Here is a 17,506-nt window from a genome sequence, read left to right on the forward strand (position 1 = left end):
AGCTTGATGGTTGACCTGAACGGTTGATTATTGCGCTAATCTAAAATTTTTTTAATAGACTTCAGCATACAATAAGTCGTTGCAAGATAGAAATAGCAAATAATGAATAGTGATTTAATTGTCGCACTTTTGGATAATTGAGTCTGTAGCATCATGTATTGTTACACGCCCACTCTTGCTAATGGAAAGCGCTCTGTGCAGTGATTGATGCCGATTATGGCAAAGATAAAGTGTTCCATTTTGATGATTGGTAAAACCATTAGGCTGAAGTTGCAAATAGGCCTTTCTTTGAAAAGAGGACCATAGTATCTGCTCATAGTTTCCGTCTAAGTGATGAGTATGGATAAGCTCTGGCTTTTTAGACCTTTCAAGCGTGAAAACATTGAGCCTAGTCCAGTCCCTTTGACAATCAATATCATTTTGTTCAGGTTTTATAGGGATATTTTCTAGACCACAAATACGGATGGGACTGTTATTTGAAATTGCATGGTTGCGGGCAGTTTCTATAATACTTTTAACTTTCAATAAATCTGAACTTACTTTCTGCTTTTCTATAAACTTGAGCATAGAAGGAGCTGCTATGAAACTAACGAGGGTAGCGATTGAAAGAGTGACTATGAGTTCTATTAAAGTTAGTCCTTTAACTTTGATAGGCATTTTGTAGGTTCCTGCTAAAATTAAGGATGCCTATATTAATTTTATGGGAACTGTGTGACCAGATTTTATGGCTTTGAATGCTGTGCGACTTTTCTCAAGTGGCTGTCCGAAATTGTCACTCAATCCCTAGCTTCTTCATCTTATAACGAATGGTTCTAAAGCTGATGCCCAGGAGTTTAGCTGCTTCTGTGCGGTTCCATCTGGTTTCATTCAGTGCTTTTTCGATCTCAGCTTTTTCAACTTTTTCAATAAATTGATCAAGAGGGAGGTTGCCACGCGTAAATCCTTTATCAGAGGATTGCGGTTGTAGTTTTTTGGCATCTAGATCCTCGCTCTGAGCAAGCAATAAATCTGATTCCTCAATAGTGTCGCTTTCAGCTAAGGCGCAGGCTTTTTCAAGAATGTTCTCAAGTTCACGGTAATTAAATGGAAATTCGTAATTATGCAGCGTTTGTCTTGCTTTCGGGCTCAGTTCCTTGTTCTCAGCTAACTCTTCCAGATAACTGTCTATAAGGGTATCCAAATCTGATAAGCGTTGAGTAATTGATGGGATTTTAAGCTGAATGACATTTAACCTGAAGTAGAGGTCATCTCGTAATTGTTGAGAGTGCACATAGTCGATAAGGGGTTTTTCTGTGCAGACGATGATACGAAGATCTAATGATTCGTCGCTTTGCTCAGACTCTATGGGGAATTTTTTTTGCTCAATAGCATGCAATAATTTCTTTTGAGTAATGATTGACAGAGTATGGATATTGCTAAGTATTAAAGTGCTGTTGTTGGCTTGATATAATAAGCATTCGTTATCATTATTTTTGCTAAAAAGCATATGTTCAAGTTCTTCGGGGCTTTGGCTGGAGCAATCTAAAAACACTTCAGCTTGATCCGAGCGTGAACTTTGTTCATGTAAAATTTGTGCTAATCGTTCTTTTTCTGTGCCTCTTTCACCCTCTATTACTATCGGTGCTTGAGAGCCACGTATCTTGACCATTTTCTCACGAAGCTTGTCGATCACTTCACTACTACCTGCCAAGAATGTAAAAGGTGCTTGTGGCTCAACTTGTTTGCCCCCCACGTATTTAAAGGCATGCTTGAGTAGTTGCCGTAAGTGCGCAAGGTCAATTGGTTTAGCCAGAAAATCAAAGGCACCCAACTTCATTGCTTCGATTGCGTTGTCTGTACTACCGAAGGCTGTGATAACTGCGATCGGCATGTGAGGGTATTGTTTTCGAACATACTTCACAAAGTCGAGGCCATTACCATCAGGTAGCTTCAGATCAGTTAAACAAAAGTGGAATTTTTCTTCTGTTAGCTGTTTCTTGGCATCGGTCAGATCTTTACTGCTTGAAACATCTAGGCCCATCTGAATTAAGGTCATGGTGAGCAGGTGTCTGATATCCGCTTCATCATCAATAACAAGGATTCTGGGTTTGTTGTCGCTCATAATGCTTTTTATATTCCTTGTACTATCGTCTACGATCTTCATGGAGCCGGGTGTCTGCTGCCTGTGAAGACTCTTCATCTTCGAGCTCAGCTAACTGTTCAGCGAGTTCGGAATCTATCGAAAAACTTGTGGTGTCAAAGCTAATCCTGAAGCATGCTCCACCAAAAGCCACAGGAATGCAGTCCAGTCTAGCTTGGTTGGCATCGCAAAGTTCTTTTGAAATATATAAGCCCAAACCCGTTCCATTATGGTTGGTGGTATAGAAAGGCTCAAAAATTTTATCTTTTTCTTCCAGTGATACGCCAGAACCTTCATCAATCACATCAAGAAATAAGTCTCCGCTTAAAGGGTCACGCCCAGCGGTAAGGTGCAACTGGTATTTATTCGTGTTGAGGAAACTATATTTCAGAGCATTATCGAAAAGATTAGATAAAACCTGTTTTAACTGCGACTGGTCAAAGGCCACTTTTAATCCCGGCGCCACACCTTCGGTTGTTATGACTGCTTTTTCTTGTAGTCCTTGCTGATACTCATTAATAAAGCTTGGCAGGAAGCGATCCAATAGCAACACTTGGCGTTCGGGTGGTTTGCGTTTGGAAACTTTCTGAATGTTATCAATGATTTCATTAATACGTTTTGATTGACGCTCAATAATCTCCATCAGTTGTTGATCTTGCTCGTTCTCACTTGCACTTTCTAAAAGTAACTGAATGGATTGGTTTATCGCGCTGAGTGGATTACGTATTTCGTGTGCAATACTGGCGGTCAATTGGCCTAGTGAAGCGAGTTTTAACTGTTGTGCTTTTTTGATCACATCAGAGTAATTATCCAGCAAAATCAGTGTCATATTGTTAGCATTTAACGAAACAAAGCGAGGTAGGAGCTGTGGCCCTGTATTGGTAGCTCTGAAAGGTAGTCCCTCATGTGATGAGCGGAATGCGCGTTTTAACTGATAATCCAGGTCATCAGTAATGGCCGCCAGCGGCTTGCCAATTGGAGTGTCGGGTAAACCTAACCCATACCAAGCCGTTTGATTGATATGTCGAATTCGGTGTTGCTCGTCAACCACGATGATGCCCCGATTCATTTTTTCGATGATTTGACTGTTAAGCCGGTGCATGTGTGCAATTGAGCGCTGCTGTTCAGCGGTTTCTTCTTCATAATAGGTCAGGCGTCTGGCAAGAATATTCCCCAACAGGGTCACGACCAGGATTCCAGCTATTTGTAGACTGACCTCGGAGTAGAATGTTTGGTCAAACGAGCCTTCACGAAAACGGTAGATAAGAACTAAGCCAATACTGACAAAGATACCATAAAGCATTCCAAGCCGATTTCGAACAAGAAGCAGGGCAAAAATGGCGACTAAAGCCATCAGTACAATGTAGCCTGCACTGTCTGTTTGTCCTGCATAGGCAAGCAAACTAAGAAGTAATATATCGGTAAAGGGTTGAGTGTAAGCCTGAATATGAAACTGGTGTTCAACAAAGGACAAGAATAGTAATAGGCTAGCTAGAATGACGTAACTGATGGCTGCAGTAGTGTAAAGGTCTTGATCATATAAGCCGGACTGCGACTTGGCGATGAAAGGCAGTAAAAAGAGTAGTAATGCAATAATCAATCTCGCTACAGAATAATAGCGTAAAAATTGCCATCCGAAATCTATTTTTTTATTGTTATCAAACACTAAGCGTCCTGAACTATTGATGTGTGTCACTTAGATTAGGTTGAGTTTGCATTGATTTCAAGCATTCGCTGCATAACTCATTGAAAAAAATTGAAATTGTTGGAAAATATAGGGCAAATTATAACTTGAGCCTGGCGATGCGAATTGCAATTGCACAAAATAACTATACCGTTGGTGATATTCAGCGGAATCTTGAGCTTATCAAGTCATCGGTTAAACAAGCAGAATTAGATAATGCCGATATTGTGGTTTTCTCAGAACTCTCCCTATGCGGCTACCCCCCTGAAGATCTCCTGTTGCGGCCTGACCTCTATACGATCATAGATAATGCCGTTGAGGATTTACTTGCTCTTGATTCGCAAGTGGCTATGGTCATAGGACATCCAATCAAAGAAGCTGAAGGGCTCTTTAATGTTGCAACCGTGATTCATCGCGGGCAGTTGTTGGTTCAATACAAAAAACAATTGTTGCCGAATTACTCCGTTTTTGATGAAAAACGCTATTTTGAATCAGGCTCTGAAGATTGTGTGTTTGAATTTAAAGGCCTTAAGTTAGGTTTGTTGGTGTGTGAGGACCTTTGGTATCCAGAGCCAACCGCTCGAGTAAAAGCTCTTGGTGCGGACATCTTATTAAGTCCGAATGCATCACCTTATTGCTATGGAAAAGGAACCTTACGCAGTGCTGAGATGGGTTCTCGAGCTCGTGAAAACGAACTGCCCATTGTTTATGTCAATCAAATTGGCGGTCAGGATGAGTTGATCTTTGATGGTTGCTCGGCTGTGTACAATGAAGAAGGGCAACGTATTTTCCAAATGGCGGAAATGGCGGAAGATTTTGCCTATATCGATTTTGATCCCAAAACAGGCGCTATCAAGCCGAGCAAGCCCTATCTCAATCAGTTTCATGGTGAAGAAGAAATCTGGCAGGCACTGGTACTAGGCGTGCGAGATTATGCTCATAAGAATGGTTTCAAAGGGGCACTGCTAGGTTTATCCGGTGGAATTGATTCAGCTGTGACATTGGCGGTTGCAGTGGATGCATTGGGTAAAGAGAATGTTAACGCTGTCATGATGCCATTTCGCTATACCGCCAGCATGAGTATCGAAGATGCTGAGGAGGAGGCTAAGGCACTAGGAATTGAGTTCGATGTGATATCTATTGAACCAATGTACGAAGCATTTATGAGTCAGCTTTCGCATCAATTTAAAGATACTGAAGCTGACTTAACAGAGCAGAATATTCAAGCACGTTGTCGTGGTACTTTGCTGATGGCACTGTCCAATAAGTTTGGTCGACTGGTACTGACTACGGGTAATAAATCGGAAGTGGCTGTCGGGTACTGTACTTTATACGGTGATATGGCTGGAGGACTGGATGTGCTGAAAGACGTGTCAAAAACTATGGTTTATCGTCTGGCTCGATATAGAAATACGGTCTCACAAGTGATTCCTGAGCGAGTTATCACGCGTCCACCCTCGGCCGAGTTGGCACCTGACCAAAAGGATGAAGACAATTTACCACCGTATGATATCCTTGACGCCATATTGGAAGCTTATGTCGAACAAGATAAAAGTCTCGATGATATTATTGCGTTGGGTCACGATGAGGAGGTTGTTCGTAGAGTGATTCGATTGGTTGATATCAATGAACATAAGCGTCGCCAAGCTCCTCCTGGGATTCGAATTACCCAGAGAGCGTTTGGTCGTGATCGTCGTTATCCCATAACCTCAGGGTTTGGGCGACAATTTAAATCTTGATTGATTAAGGTTTTATAAAGGATAAACAAATGAAGAAAATAGAAGCCATCATCAAACCATTCAAACTTGATGATATTCGTGAAGCTTTAACCGACTTGGGAGTTAACGGAATGACGGTTACCGAAGTGAAAGGCTTTGGTCGTCAAAAAGGTCACACGGAATTATATCGCGGTGCTGAATATATGGTGGATTTTCTACCAAAAGCAAAAATTGAAGTGGTTATTAATGATGAGCTGGTTGATAAATGTGTGGAAACTATCATCGAAGTGGCGCGTACGGGTAAAATTGGTGATGGCAAAATCTTTGTGACTAATGTTGAGCGTACAGTACGTATTCGTACGGGTGAAGAAGGCGAGGACGCTATATAAGGGCTTTTAATATGACTTAAAGTTATCACCTGGTTTATTAGTAAAAAGACGGGCTCTTATTGAGCCCGTCTTTGATTTTAGAATTCAGCCAGTTTGTAATCAGGATAATTCAATAATAGTACTTTGCGATATTCTTCAGAAATCTCAGGCAACTCAAGTATTTTGTAGGAATTGATTAATATTTCAAGTGCGCTCGGAACCGCAGGTGTCTTTGGGAAGTTTTCAACAATGTATTTGGCTCGATTGGCTGCGCCAATATAGCTGTCTCTTTGCATATAGTACCGAGCAACATGTAATTCGTAATCAGCTAAAAGGTTGCGGATTTGAATCATGCGCTTTCTTGCATCTGGTGCGTATTCACTTTCAGGGTACACTTCAACCAGAGCTTTAAAGTTGTCAAACGCAGCTTTAATATTGCTAGTGTCACGTTTTTCAATGTCAGCAGAAAAAACTTCTTTGAATGTGCCGACTTCCTGTTCATAGTGCATAACACCTTTCATGTAGTATACATAATCAGCATTTTCATGTTGGGGATGTTGGCGCAAAAAGCGATCAGCAAGGGCTTGGCCCGACTCATAATCTGCTCTTTTGAAGTATGCGTAGATCAGTTCAAGTTTTGCTTGTTCAGAAATTCTACCAAAAGGGTAGCGGGTGTCGATTTCTTCTAAAAGCTCAGTTGCTCTGACGTAGTTCCCATTTCTCATTGACCGTTTTGCGCCGTCAAATAACTCTTGCGCCGCCATTGATTCAACTTTGGTTTTGTTTAAGTCAGGTTCTTTAGGAGTGCTGGAACAACCAGCAAATGAAAATACCAATAGCGCGAGGACGATAATACTGTGTTTTTGCATATTTAATTCTTTCTGTTTGTGTTCAGCCTGATACAATGTGGCTCATTCTAACTGACCATCAGTTATAGGCCAATCTTTTTACGTGATTTTACAATGACCACCCAATCTATTGCACTCAGACATATATTCGACGAAAAAGTTTACGGAAAAAGACTGGATGCTGCTTTATCTCAGCAATTTAGTGAATATTCCCGCTCTCGAATACAAGAATGGATCCAAAATGGCTTCGTTAAAGTTAATGACGAAGTGATAACCTCCAACAAATATAAAATGGCGGGTTTCGAAGATATCGAAATTAATGCCGAGATCGAAGTTGCAGGCGAATGGAAGCCTGAAGCAATTGATCTTGATATTGTTTATGAGGATGACGCTCTATTAGTCATCAATAAGCCTGCAGGCCTTGTGGTTCATCCTGGTGCCGGAAATCAGGATGGTACTATGGTCAATGCTTTGCTGCATCATTGTCCAGACCTTGCCAACTTACCCAGAGCTGGAATTATTCATCGGATTGACAAAGAAACGACGGGTTTGCTGGTAGTGGCTAAAACTATTGCAGCTCATACCAGTCTGGTTGAACAGCTACAAAATCGTGCTTTCACCCGTGAATATGATGCAGTGGTCAATCGTGTCATGGTCTCCGGCGGGACAATTGATAAGCCGATTGGCCGTCACCCTACCAAGCGCACCTCAATGGCGGTTGTTGCCGATGGCAAGAGAGCCATCACTCATTATCGAGTGGTGGAAAAGTTCTTGGACCATACTCACTTAAAGCTTCGACTTGAAACGGGCCGTACTCACCAGATTCGTGTGCATATGGCTTATTTGAAGTTCCCACTAATTGGCGATCCTTTATACAGCGGTCGTTATCGAGTGCCAACGCGTATCACACCAGAATTGCGTAATACCGTGGATAACTTTAAGCGTCAGGCGTTGCATGCCAGTTTGCTGGGACTACAACACCCTGAAACAGACGAATATATTGAATGGCGCGCACCAATGCCGCAAGACATGGCTCGACTGCTTGATGATCTACGTGTGAACAGAGATACTTTCGAAGCAGAAGAATGATCGAGTTCATCAGGCCAAACTGGCCGGCGCCAAGTCATATCAAAGCCCTGTCAACCACGCGTACAGGCGGTGTAAGTGAGGTTCCCTTTGATAGTTTGAATCTTGGGCTGCATGTTGGTGATGATAAATCGAAGGTATTTGTTAACCGAAAGCAGTTGCAGAGCGCGTCTGAACACCCTCCGGTACAATGGCTGAATCAGGTTCACAGCAACAGAGTTGTGGAATACTCGGGTGTAGATACTTTGCTGGATGCTGATGCCATCACAACACAAAAGCCAGCAGCAGCTTGTGCTGTGATGACAGCCGATTGTTTGCCAGTCCTCTTTACCAACAGCAGGGGAAACTGGGTTGCAGCTGCTCATGCCGGCTGGCGTGGTTTGGCTGATGGGATTCTTTTAAATACCGTCAGTCAATACGCCCAAGCTGAGTCATTGATGGCATGGATTGGCCCAGCCATTAGTCAGGATTGCTTTGAGGTGGGTGATGAGGTTAGACAAGCCTTTATTGATCTGAATGATGGTAATCAAGCCCAGTTTGTGCAAAATAGCCGAGGACGTTGGCAGGCAGACTTGGTGGGCTTGGCGAAAAGGCAGTTAGAAAACCTGGGTGTGGATGTTTACTTAAGTCAGCTGTGCACTTTTAAAAACGAACATCAATTTTATTCGTACCGCAGAGATGGTCAAACTGGGCGAATGGCCAGCATGATTTGGATAGCAGAATAATTGAGAGATAGGTTAGTGAGAAGAGAATGACGACATTTTGGTGGATAATGCTGGCTGTGGTATTAATGGTAGCTTTTGTTGTCATTAAACTAATCAAAGGGGCCAAAAAGTATAATCACATTGACTGGGGTTCGCCATTCTTAAACCTTATTGATGGTTTAAGCCGATATTACTGTATGCGTTTCCATCGTTTGGATTTTGAGCGTTTTTCCTTGCCGACTGAAGGCGGCGCGATTCTAATTTCAAATCATATTTCCGGTCTTGACCCTCTTTTATTGATTGCCGCCAGTAACCGCCCGATTCGTTTCATGATCGCCACTGAAGAATATAATCGCTTTGGCTTAACCTGGCTGTTTAAGCGTGCAGGATGTATTCCGGTCAATCGTAGTGGCCGTGCTGATATTGCTTTTCGTCAAGCTCGAAGGGCGTTAGATCAGGGTGAAATTATAGCGCTGTTTCCACATGGAAAAATCCATCTCGATCATGAAGAACCTTACCGCGTTAAACCTGGTATCAGAAAGCTAGCAGAATTAAGCAAGCATTCTATTTTTGTCTGTCGTATTGTTGGGGTTCGTGGGCAGGGGAGCGTTTTTACTTCATTGCTGCTTCGTTCTCAATCAAAAATCATTCAATTTCCTACGATTAATCACCATTACTTCAGTCACAATGATAGCTTGCACCATTTGGGCGAGGTTCTTCTGGGCCATCGAAATCCATTCTCAACAGATGTTAGCTATAAGCATGACCATACAGAATCATCAACTTCCGGCTAGTCAGCTCTCAACCTCAGTACTTTTTACATTTCACTTTCTCTTTTCTTATAAAAAACTGATTAAAGTCAATTCATTAGACTAATTATTAAACAAAATGCTCTATAAGCTCTTGAAAATGGTCTAAAAACCCACATTTTGTAAAGCATATAGAGTTTTATTTTGAGTTTGCGTACTTAATGTGACAATGACTCCAGAGAGGTTTTTGCATGAGAATGGATAAATTTACCAGTAAGTTTCAATCAGCTTTAGCCGACGCACAGTCGCTGGCGCTGGGTAAGGATCACCAATACATTGAGCCGCTACATTTGATGTTGGCCATGCTCCAGCAGCAGGGCAACAGTGTTGCGGCCATTCTGAATCAGATTGGCGCCCCAGCCGGGCAGCTGATGAATGCCATGGATTCTGAATTGGCAAAACTGCCACAAGTCAGCGGTACCGGTGGTGAAGTTCATATTTCTCCCGACTTAGGTAAGTTGCTTAACGTTTGTGACAAGATTTCACAACAACGCCAAGATCAATACATTTCATCTGAACTCTTTTTATTGGCTGCTCTTGAAGATAAAGGCGCTTTAGGTAAATTACTTAAGGCACAAGGTGTCACGTCTAAGATGGTGGAAGATGCAATTGCCCAGATCCGCGGGGGGCAAAACGTCAATGATCCGAATGCAGAAGATAATCGCCAAGCCTTGGAAAAATACACCATTGATCTGAACGCTCGTGCTGAAAGTGGCAAGCTGGATCCGGTCATTGGTCGCGACGATGAGATCCGTCGCTGTATTCAGGTCCTACAGCGTCGGAGCAAAAATAATCCGGTACTAATTGGTGCGCCCGGTGTCGGTAAAACCGCTATTGTCGAAGGATTGGCGCAGCGAATCGTTAACGGTGAAGTACCTGAAGGGCTGAAAAACAAACGTGTTTTGTCGTTAGATATGGGCTCCTTGATTGCCGGCGCAAAATTTCGCGGTGAATTCGAAGAGCGCCTGAAAGCTGTTCTTAATGATTTGGCCAAAGAAGAAGGGCGAGTCATTCTGTTCATTGATGAACTGCATACCATGGTTGGTGCCGGTAAGGCAGAAGGCGCTATGGATGCGGGTAATATGCTCAAGCCAGCACTGGCCCGTGGTGAACTACACTGTGTAGGCGCTACCACTTTGGATGAGTATCGCCAGTATGTTGAAAAGGATGCGGCACTGGAACGTCGCTTCCAGAAAGTGTTGGTGGATGAGCCTTCCACCGAAGACACTATTGCCATTTTGCGCGGTTTAAAAGAGCGTTACGAAGTGCATCATGGGGTTGAAATTACCGATCCTGCGATTGTTGCCGCGACGACTTTATCCCAACGTTACATTACTGATCGTCAATTACCGGATAAGGCAATTGATTTGGTTGATGAAGCGGCGAGTCGAATTCGTATGGAAATAGACTCAAAGCCTGAGGTAATGGATAAGCTTGAACGTCGTCTGATTCAGTTAAAAATTCAACGTGAAGCTTTAAAGAAAGAAGAGGACGAAAGTTCTAAGAAACGTCTATTGGATTTAGAGCAACAAATTGCTGAGCTGGAGAAAGAGTTTGCTGAACTTGACGAGATTTGGTCATCCGAAAAAGCTTCAGTACACGGCGCGCAAAACATCAAGGCTGACCTAGATAAAGCTCGTGTGGAGCTTGAGGCTGCTCAGCGCGCTGGCGACTTAACTCGTATGTCAGAGTTGCAATATGGCACTATCCCTGAGCTTGAAGCAAAACTGGCTAAAGTTTCAGAGCAGGATACGGTTGAGATGCAGTTGTTGCGCAATAAAGTGACTGACGTTGAAATTGCTGAAGTTGTCTCTAAGTGGACCGGAATTCCAGTATCCAAAATGCTCGAAGGCGAACGGGAAAAGTTATTACGCATGGAAGATGTCTTGCATAACAATGTGATTGGGCAGGATGAGGCGGTTACGGCTGTATCAAATGCCATTCGTCGTTCTCGTGCTGGCTTATCAGATCCTAATCGTCCCAATGGCTCCTTTCTGTTCCTTGGACCAACGGGTGTTGGTAAAACAGAGCTGTGTAAAACGCTGGCCAAGTTCCTATTTGACAGCGAAGACAATATGGTGCGTATCGACATGTCTGAGTTTATGGAAAAGCATGCGGTTGCTCGCTTAATCGGTGCACCTCCCGGCTACGTGGGCTATGAGCAGGGCGGTTATCTGACCGAAGCAGTTCGCCGCAAACCTTATTCTGTGATTCTGTTTGATGAGGTTGAGAAAGCGCATCCCGATGTATTCAATGTCTTGCTGCAAGTGCTGGAGGATGGGCGTTTAACGGATAGTCAGGGGCGCACGGTAGACTTTAAAAATACCGTCATTGTTATGACTTCGAATATGGGCTCAGATTTGATCCAGGCGCATAGTGCCAACACTGAAGGTGGTGACAAAGACTATGAGGACATGAAGTCGATGCTGATGGATGTTATTGGCAAGCACTTCCGTCCAGAGTTTATCAATAGGATTGATGAAATTGTGGTATTCCACCCATTGGCCAAAGAGCAAATCAAGTCGATTGCCGCAATTCAGATGGAGCGTTTGCTACAAAGGCTGCGCGAGCAAGGTTTTGAGGTTAAGGTTACTGATGGTTTACTTGAACTGCTTTCTGAGTCAGGATTTGACCCAGTGTTCGGAGCCCGTCCGTTAAAACGTGCGATTCAACATAAGGTTGAAGATCCATTAGCTCAAGCCATATTGGCGGGCACAGTGGATGTGGGTAAAACGCTAACACTGGATGTTGAGGGCGATAAGCTGTCTATAAAGCAATAACTTATCAGCAACAAAAAAGCTCTGGAGCCTTAACACTCTAGAGCTTTTTTTATTAACGCTGAGTTTTAGCCAGGTCGCCCGTCAATTCGAGGCTTGGTTAATACAGGCCAATAGAAGATCACGAATAGCCCGTAAGCAAGAATCCACAAAACACCACTGACCTGGTAGCTATCAGCTAAATAGGCTGGTGCAACCAAAGCGGTAAAGCCGCGAATAACCCCAGCCAAAAGCACCATAACAAAGGCTACCGTCATCCATTTACTCGGTTGTAATGGCCGCCCTGAGTGTCCCAATGAAACTCGAGCAATCATGCCCAAAACTACTGAGCCTAGTGCTCCGGCAGTTAAAAAGTGTGAGGCATTTGAATAGGTTGTAGTCTGCTCCAATAGGGCGCTGGCGAATACTAGCAAGCCCACAGGAATAAACCAGTAGCCAAGATGCAATATCCATAGTAGTGGTACCTTCAACGCTGGAACGGTTTTCCAGCGTAAAATTCGCACTATGTTCGCAACTGCCGCCAGAATCATCAGGGCCGCAACAATCATATTCATGCTTTCGCCTCTTGGTAATAATAACCAGGCAAAAGTAGCCAGCCAGATAGAGCCTAAACAAACCCATTCGAGTGCAAGAATCGGCATAGGTTTATCAGTATTGGTAGCTCTTGAAGTGAAGAACGGGATGACTCGGCCACCCATGACGGTGATCAATGATGTGATAGCCAGCACTGCAGTAATGAAAATACGTTCTGCGGACAACCAGTCATCAGTATAGGCTGCGTAATAGCTAAGCGCATTTAGAATAGTAAACAGTAACATTAAAGGAACAAAGAACAGATTACGCCATTGTTTCACCTGTATTACTGGGAGTGCCAAAAAGATGGCGACCAGTGGAAGCCAGGAAACATCTAAAGCAATCACCAGCCAGTTTTTCTCTCCCAGAAAGGGCAGTAAAACTCTGGGTAAAAACCATAGAGTCGATGCTATTGCGAGTGGCCAACCACGAACTCCGGGAATACCGGTCCAGTTTTGCATGGCGGTTAATACAAATCCCGCAATGATGGCCAGCGTAAACCCAAACAACATTTCATGGGCGTGCCACCAGATCGAATTGTCGATACCAGGTAGCAAGTTATGACCGGCTAAAAATGTCAGCCAGAGAACCATTGATAATGTGGCAACTAAGGCACCGCCCAGGAAAAAAACTCTAAAGCCCAATCGAAACAATGGCCAGATAGCATTCTCTTTTTTTGAGTCTAAGATTTGCATGGTTTTCTCAGTACAAGTTTATTAAAAGTATGGAGACATTATAAAATAAAGATGCATTAAAAATACATCTTTATTTGGTTAAAAATTATCTACCTTGTAGCAGCATAATAGATACAATGAAAAAAAATTAATAAATCCATAAATATGCACATTCGTTACATTCTCTGGCTGTTATTTATTGGGGTGCAAGTCGCAATAGGTATCATTATTTACGCTCAATCCGGCGAAGACGTGGCGGGCTTCGTATGGTTCGCTCGGCAGTTTCCGAGCTTATCCGCTTGGCTATTTGAGTTGATCAGTCATTTTCCACTATTGTATCGAGAAGGGTGGATAGCCAACCATCTTCCCGACATATTATGGTCAAGTGCCTGCGCCTCATTTTTAGTAGGCTTATGGGTGACCCAGTTAACACTTTCAAAATTATTGCCACTTGGTATGGGCTGTGCTATTTTTTATGAAACGCTTCAGGGGCTTGGATTCGCGGGCGGTACGTTTGACTGGCTTGATTGGATATATTCGTTGTGCGCTGGGGTTTTAAGCACACTGTTAACGTACCTGCTACTCAATAAATCGACAATTAACGATACATAGCTTGTCTGAATATCTAATCGCTTGTGACATTAAGGGAAGGTAATGAAAAAACAATTGCTAGTAGGGAGCTGCGCGGGGTTCATATTACTCACGTCTGGGTGTATGCCTGTGTATACAGCTGCAACTACGCCTCAAAAAACCGAATATAAAGGCGTTCATCCACTTATCTTGACAGAGCAGAAACCAGCAGACAGTGCAGCCTACCTGACCATTAATGGTTCCTACTACCAACTTCCGGAAGAATGTCTGTTAACTCGCTCTTATGGAGACTTGGCGGAATCTCGTAACTTCGGTGATGATGCAGAGAGTCGTCAGTTTGGTGATGATGCGGAATCGCGTAATTATGGCGATATGGCCGATAATCGGAAATTTGGTGACGATGCTGAGTCACGTAATTTCGGTGATGATGCTGAGAGTCGCCAGTTTGGAGATGATGCGGAATCGCGTAATTATGGCGATATGGCTGATAATCGGAAATTTGGTGACGATGCTGAGTCACGTAATTTCGGTGATGATGCTGAGAGTCGCCAGTTTGGAGATGATGCGGAATCGCGTAATTATGGCGATATGGCCGATAATCGGAAATTTGGTGACGATGCTGAGTCTCGTAATTTCGGTGATGATGCAGAGAGTCGTCAGTTTGGTGAGTTAGCTACTCAATTTCGTTGTTTAAAAATTCAAAATATAAAAAGTGTGGTTGTGTCTGGCTTTATCGGTCAGGAAACCATTTTGGTGAACAACGGAACCAGCTTTGCGGGTTACGAAAGAGACGGCAAAACAATTTTATTAAAATTCTAAAGAGGAGTGAGTCATGAAAATTTGGGCAAAGACTATGACAAGTGTAGGTGCCTTAGCAGTTATGCTATTACTTGCCATGGGTTCAGAAGATCCGCCTGCGCGTTTGATGGATCAAACAAATAAATCGAAAGTACCAATCCAGTATGGCGTTGTGCAAGAAGGTATGCGAATTGTTGCAGAAGACGGCTCTTTCGAACTGAAGGGCGGACAGCGATTTACTTCACCTTTCCAGTCCGATTTGTGGGGCTATGGCTGTAATAACTTTAGTAATAAAGACGTGTTAACTAAAGCTAACGATGTTCTTCTCTGCGGCGCTAAAAAAGTTAAAGTTTACTATGGCAATAACCCAGAGCCTTTGTACGGGGTACTAGCTTTAAATCAAGCTATCCAGGCAGCACATGGCCCGGCCTCTCGTTCATATATGATTAAGATTGCAGAAGATAAAATCCAGCATGCCCGTGCAGGTAATACATCGGTTTCTTTTGAATATATGAATTGGACAGAATCAAAACGCTGGTCACATACTTACAGACAGCAAACGAATGAAAAAACTTGGTATAGTTGGATTCTTTGGGTTTCAGCCTATCCCATGTGATTTTTGTAACCTAATAAAAAAGCCCTCATACTTGAGGGCTTTTTTATTGATCAGTTAAGAGGTTAAAGCAAAATTGGCAATTACTTTTCACAGTACTTTTTGACATTCTCACGAGCCTGCTTTAATCGCTCTGCACGCTCAGTATCAGTTAACATTCTGCGTTCACCATTTTCTTCAATTTGTATACGAGTTCTATTTTCCAAAACTTCCAAGTTGTTTTTTGCAATGGTGCAGTTTTTACGTGCTATCTCTTTATTCTGTTGTTCAATGTTTTTCTTCTGAGCTTCTTGCTTGGCAATGACTTCGTCTTGCGCATCAGTCATATTGCTTGACTCCTGGCTTTGCTCATTTCCTAGTTCAGTTACGGGCTTTGAATCACTGACGCGTTGATTGATTGTTTCATAACTAACGCCGTGAGGTGGCTTGGTTTGGGTATATTTAATGTTTCCCTTATCATCCTTCCACTTATATATAGGCTGAGCTGCGCTGACTATTGTAGCAGTCCCCAGCCCGAAAATGGTGGCCAAAATAATGAGTTTGATATTTACCATAACTTTCCGTTCTCTCGATTGTTTGGTTAATAAGGGTTGAATCATAAGAGATTCGACTCAAGCACCTTCTTCAATAAGCTCTAATTTATTCGTTTTGGCAAAATCTAGCAACTGTTTGAATAGATTGGGGTGTTCTAATGATAACTGGTTTGAAATTATGACACACTTTACACCCTCTATGACGGCGGGCCTTAAGAGGGGAGAGTAAACCATTCTTCGGTTGCGGAAAGTACATAAGTTTCCGCACATGCGCTCTGCCCAGTCACTGGGTCTGAAGGTTTCACCAGTATCTGTTTTGCCTTTAATAATAAAGCGCTTGCTGGTTTGCGTTTCGCTCATGTTTGGCTTTTACTTGATAAGTTGCGCGTATATTGACAGAATCCTCGTCGCTGTCAATATACCCATATGCGTACAATGGGTTTGAAGCTATAAAGTAACACTCTATAAAACACTTCTCCAGCTGTTCTTGAGTGTGTTAATGTAATTACATCAATGATTTAGATTCATCAGGTAACAATTTTAATGAAAGCCAATAAGCAAGTAGCACAAAAACGCGGAATTTACCTTCTCCCTAATTTATTGACGACGGCAGGCCTGTTTGCGGGTTTTTATGCCGTTGTGGCATCAATGCAAGGTGCCTTTGTAAGTGCTGCAATCGCCATCTTTATAGCTATGATCATGGATGGTCTGGATGGTCGAATTGCTCGTATGACAAACACCCAAAGTGACTTTGGTGCTGAGTATGACTCAATGGCGGACATGATTTCTTTTGGTATAGCCCCAGCCCTCGTTATTTACAATTGGGCTTTGTACGATACTGGGAAGATCGGTTGGTTAGCTGCTTTTGTCTATGTTGTTGGTGCGGCTTTACGCCTGGCCCGCTTTAATACTCAGGTGGGGACTGCTGATAAGCGATATTTTCAAGGTTTAGCTAGCCCATCGGCAGCCGCGATTATTGCTGGTTTGGTCTGGCTTGGTGCAGAGTATCAGTGGGACTCAAAGCCTTGGGGCATTTACATTGCCGTAATGACAATGGTTGCTGGCTTGTTGATGGTGAGTAATTTCCGATACTCAAGCTTTAAAGAAGTAGACTGGAAAGGCAAGATCCCATTTATTGGGGTTTTGATTATTGTCCTTGTGTTCGTTTTAATTGCTTCCGAACCCCCATTGGTTTTATTTAGTGGCTTCGCCATCTATGCATTATCAGGCCCAGTTATGACTTTATGGCGTATCAAAGATATAAAGGAAGAAAGAATACTACGAAAATCACAAGAAGCTCAGCCATCAGAAGAACATGTTGAAAGCGAAGATAAGGAAAAATGACAATAGCTACTTACAATTAAGCCACTTCCACTAGTGGCTTAATTGCAGCAAATGTAAAAGCTAATACAGTTTTATCCTATCTATTAGCAATATTAATCTAAATAAGTAGATTCCTGTTTAAATTTTACCCGTTTTGGCGTTATAATGACCAGCTCGCAAAAATCTTTTGAAAACCTTCAAAAAGAGCTTGCGAAGTGCGAAATGGTGCTTATAATGCGCACCACTTTCGAGGCATAAGTCGCGGAAGGCAAGTCCAGGAAGGGCGGT

At 42.9% G+C, this 17,506-nt stretch carries 17 protein-coding genes; 10 read left to right on the forward strand and 7 right to left on the reverse strand.

Going from position 1 to position 17,506, the window contains the following annotated elements; genetic code table 11:
- Positions 1–114 precede the first annotated feature (114 nt).
- From KKOR_RS05405 to KKOR_RS05415, 3 genes are all read right to left on the reverse strand, one after another.
- A complete protein-coding gene (locus KKOR_RS05405; RefSeq protein WP_012801009.1) occupies positions 115–657 on the reverse strand; it encodes a GspH/FimT family pseudopilin in 543 nt (180 codons plus the stop codon).
- 115 nt (positions 658–772) lie between these two features.
- Positions 773–2,101 carry a sigma-54-dependent transcriptional regulator gene (locus KKOR_RS05410; RefSeq protein ID WP_012801010.1) on the reverse strand — a complete coding sequence of 443 codons (1,329 nt, stop codon included), beginning with the start codon at positions 2,099–2,101 and terminating at the stop codon, positions 773–775.
- Between the two features lie 22 nt (positions 2,102–2,123).
- Entirely contained in the window at positions 2,124–3,785 is a 1,662-nt protein-coding gene (locus KKOR_RS05415; RefSeq protein ID WP_012801011.1) for a sensor histidine kinase, read from the reverse strand.
- A gap of 125 nt (positions 3,786–3,910) precedes the next feature.
- On the opposite strand from KKOR_RS05415, the gene KKOR_RS05420 reads away from it, so the two are divergent.
- The gene (locus KKOR_RS05420; RefSeq protein WP_041296143.1) at positions 3,911–5,542 is read left to right on the forward strand and encodes an NAD+ synthase; all 1,632 of its coding nucleotides are present in this window, start codon (positions 3,911–3,913) and stop codon (positions 5,540–5,542) included.
- A gap of 29 nt (positions 5,543–5,571) precedes the next feature.
- Positions 5,572–5,910 (forward strand): P-II family nitrogen regulator, encoded by a 339-nt coding sequence (locus KKOR_RS05425; protein WP_012801013.1) that lies wholly within the window; start codon positions 5,572–5,574, stop codon positions 5,908–5,910.
- A gap of 77 nt (positions 5,911–5,987) precedes the next feature.
- On the opposite strand, the gene KKOR_RS05430 is transcribed toward KKOR_RS05425, so the two are convergent.
- On the reverse strand, positions 5,988–6,758 hold the full coding sequence (locus tag KKOR_RS05430; RefSeq protein WP_041296017.1) for an outer membrane protein assembly factor BamD: 771 nt from the start codon (positions 6,756–6,758) through the stop codon (positions 5,988–5,990).
- A gap of 93 nt (positions 6,759–6,851) precedes the next feature.
- Here KKOR_RS05430 and rluD point away from each other — a divergent pair, with 93 nt between their 5' ends.
- From rluD to clpB, 4 genes are all read left to right on the forward strand, one after another.
- On the forward strand, positions 6,852–7,826 hold the full coding sequence (gene rluD / locus KKOR_RS05435; RefSeq protein ID WP_012801015.1) for a 23S rRNA pseudouridine(1911/1915/1917) synthase RluD: 975 nt from the start codon (positions 6,852–6,854) through the stop codon (positions 7,824–7,826).
- Entirely contained in the window at positions 7,823–8,548 is a 726-nt protein-coding gene (pgeF, locus tag KKOR_RS05440; protein WP_012801016.1) for a peptidoglycan editing factor PgeF, read from the forward strand. Before rluD ends, pgeF begins: the two co-directional genes overlap by 4 nt.
- 26 nt (positions 8,549–8,574) lie before the next feature.
- Positions 8,575–9,321: a lysophospholipid acyltransferase family protein gene (locus KKOR_RS05445; RefSeq protein WP_012801017.1), complete on the forward strand. Its 747-nt coding sequence runs from the start codon at positions 8,575–8,577 to the stop codon at positions 9,319–9,321.
- A gap of 206 nt (positions 9,322–9,527) precedes the next feature.
- A complete protein-coding gene (clpB, locus tag KKOR_RS05450) occupies positions 9,528–12,116 on the forward strand; it encodes an ATP-dependent chaperone ClpB (RefSeq protein WP_012801018.1) in 2,589 nt (862 codons plus the stop codon).
- Positions 12,117–12,181: 65 nt separating this feature from the next.
- Here clpB and KKOR_RS05455 read toward each other — a convergent pair whose 3' ends face one another.
- On the reverse strand, positions 12,182–13,381 hold the full coding sequence (locus KKOR_RS05455; protein WP_012801019.1) for an NnrS family protein: 1,200 nt from the start codon (positions 13,379–13,381) through the stop codon (positions 12,182–12,184).
- A gap of 144 nt (positions 13,382–13,525) precedes the next feature.
- Between KKOR_RS05455 and KKOR_RS05460 the strand changes: the two genes are divergently transcribed.
- The 3 genes from KKOR_RS05460 to KKOR_RS05470 all read left to right on the forward strand — a co-directional run bounded on the left by KKOR_RS05460 (position 13,526) and on the right by KKOR_RS05470 (position 15,365).
- Positions 13,526–13,972: a hypothetical protein gene (locus KKOR_RS05460; protein ID WP_012801020.1), complete on the forward strand. Its 447-nt coding sequence runs from the start codon at positions 13,526–13,528 to the stop codon at positions 13,970–13,972.
- Between the two features lie 108 nt (positions 13,973–14,080).
- The gene (locus tag KKOR_RS05465) at positions 14,081–14,770 is read left to right on the forward strand and encodes a hypothetical protein (protein ID WP_143715041.1); all 690 of its coding nucleotides are present in this window, start codon (positions 14,081–14,083) and stop codon (positions 14,768–14,770) included.
- Between the two features lie 13 nt (positions 14,771–14,783).
- A complete protein-coding gene (locus KKOR_RS05470; protein WP_012801022.1) occupies positions 14,784–15,365 on the forward strand; it encodes a hypothetical protein in 582 nt (193 codons plus the stop codon).
- Positions 15,366–15,445: 80 nt separating this feature from the next.
- On the opposite strand, the gene KKOR_RS05475 is transcribed toward KKOR_RS05470, so the two are convergent.
- Both KKOR_RS05475 and KKOR_RS05480 read right to left on the reverse strand, forming a co-directional pair.
- Positions 15,446–15,916, reverse strand: coding sequence for a DUF4124 domain-containing protein (locus KKOR_RS05475; RefSeq protein WP_012801023.1), 471 nt, complete (start codon positions 15,914–15,916; stop codon positions 15,446–15,448).
- Positions 15,917–15,973: 57 nt separating this feature from the next.
- Positions 15,974–16,255 carry a DUF3579 domain-containing protein gene (locus KKOR_RS05480; RefSeq protein ID WP_012801024.1) on the reverse strand — a complete coding sequence of 94 codons (282 nt, stop codon included), beginning with the start codon at positions 16,253–16,255 and terminating at the stop codon, positions 15,974–15,976.
- A 183-nt stretch (positions 16,256–16,438) separates the two neighbouring features.
- On the opposite strand from KKOR_RS05480, the gene pssA reads away from it, so the two are divergent.
- Positions 16,439–17,239 carry a CDP-diacylglycerol--serine O-phosphatidyltransferase gene (pssA, locus tag KKOR_RS05485; RefSeq protein ID WP_012801025.1) on the forward strand — a complete coding sequence of 267 codons (801 nt, stop codon included), beginning with the start codon at positions 16,439–16,441 and terminating at the stop codon, positions 17,237–17,239.
- The last annotated feature ends 267 nt before the right edge of the window (positions 17,240–17,506 follow it).

The organism is Kangiella koreensis DSM 16069 (genome assembly GCF_000024085.1).
Classification (GTDB): Bacteria; Pseudomonadota; Gammaproteobacteria; order Enterobacterales; family Kangiellaceae; genus Kangiella; species Kangiella koreensis.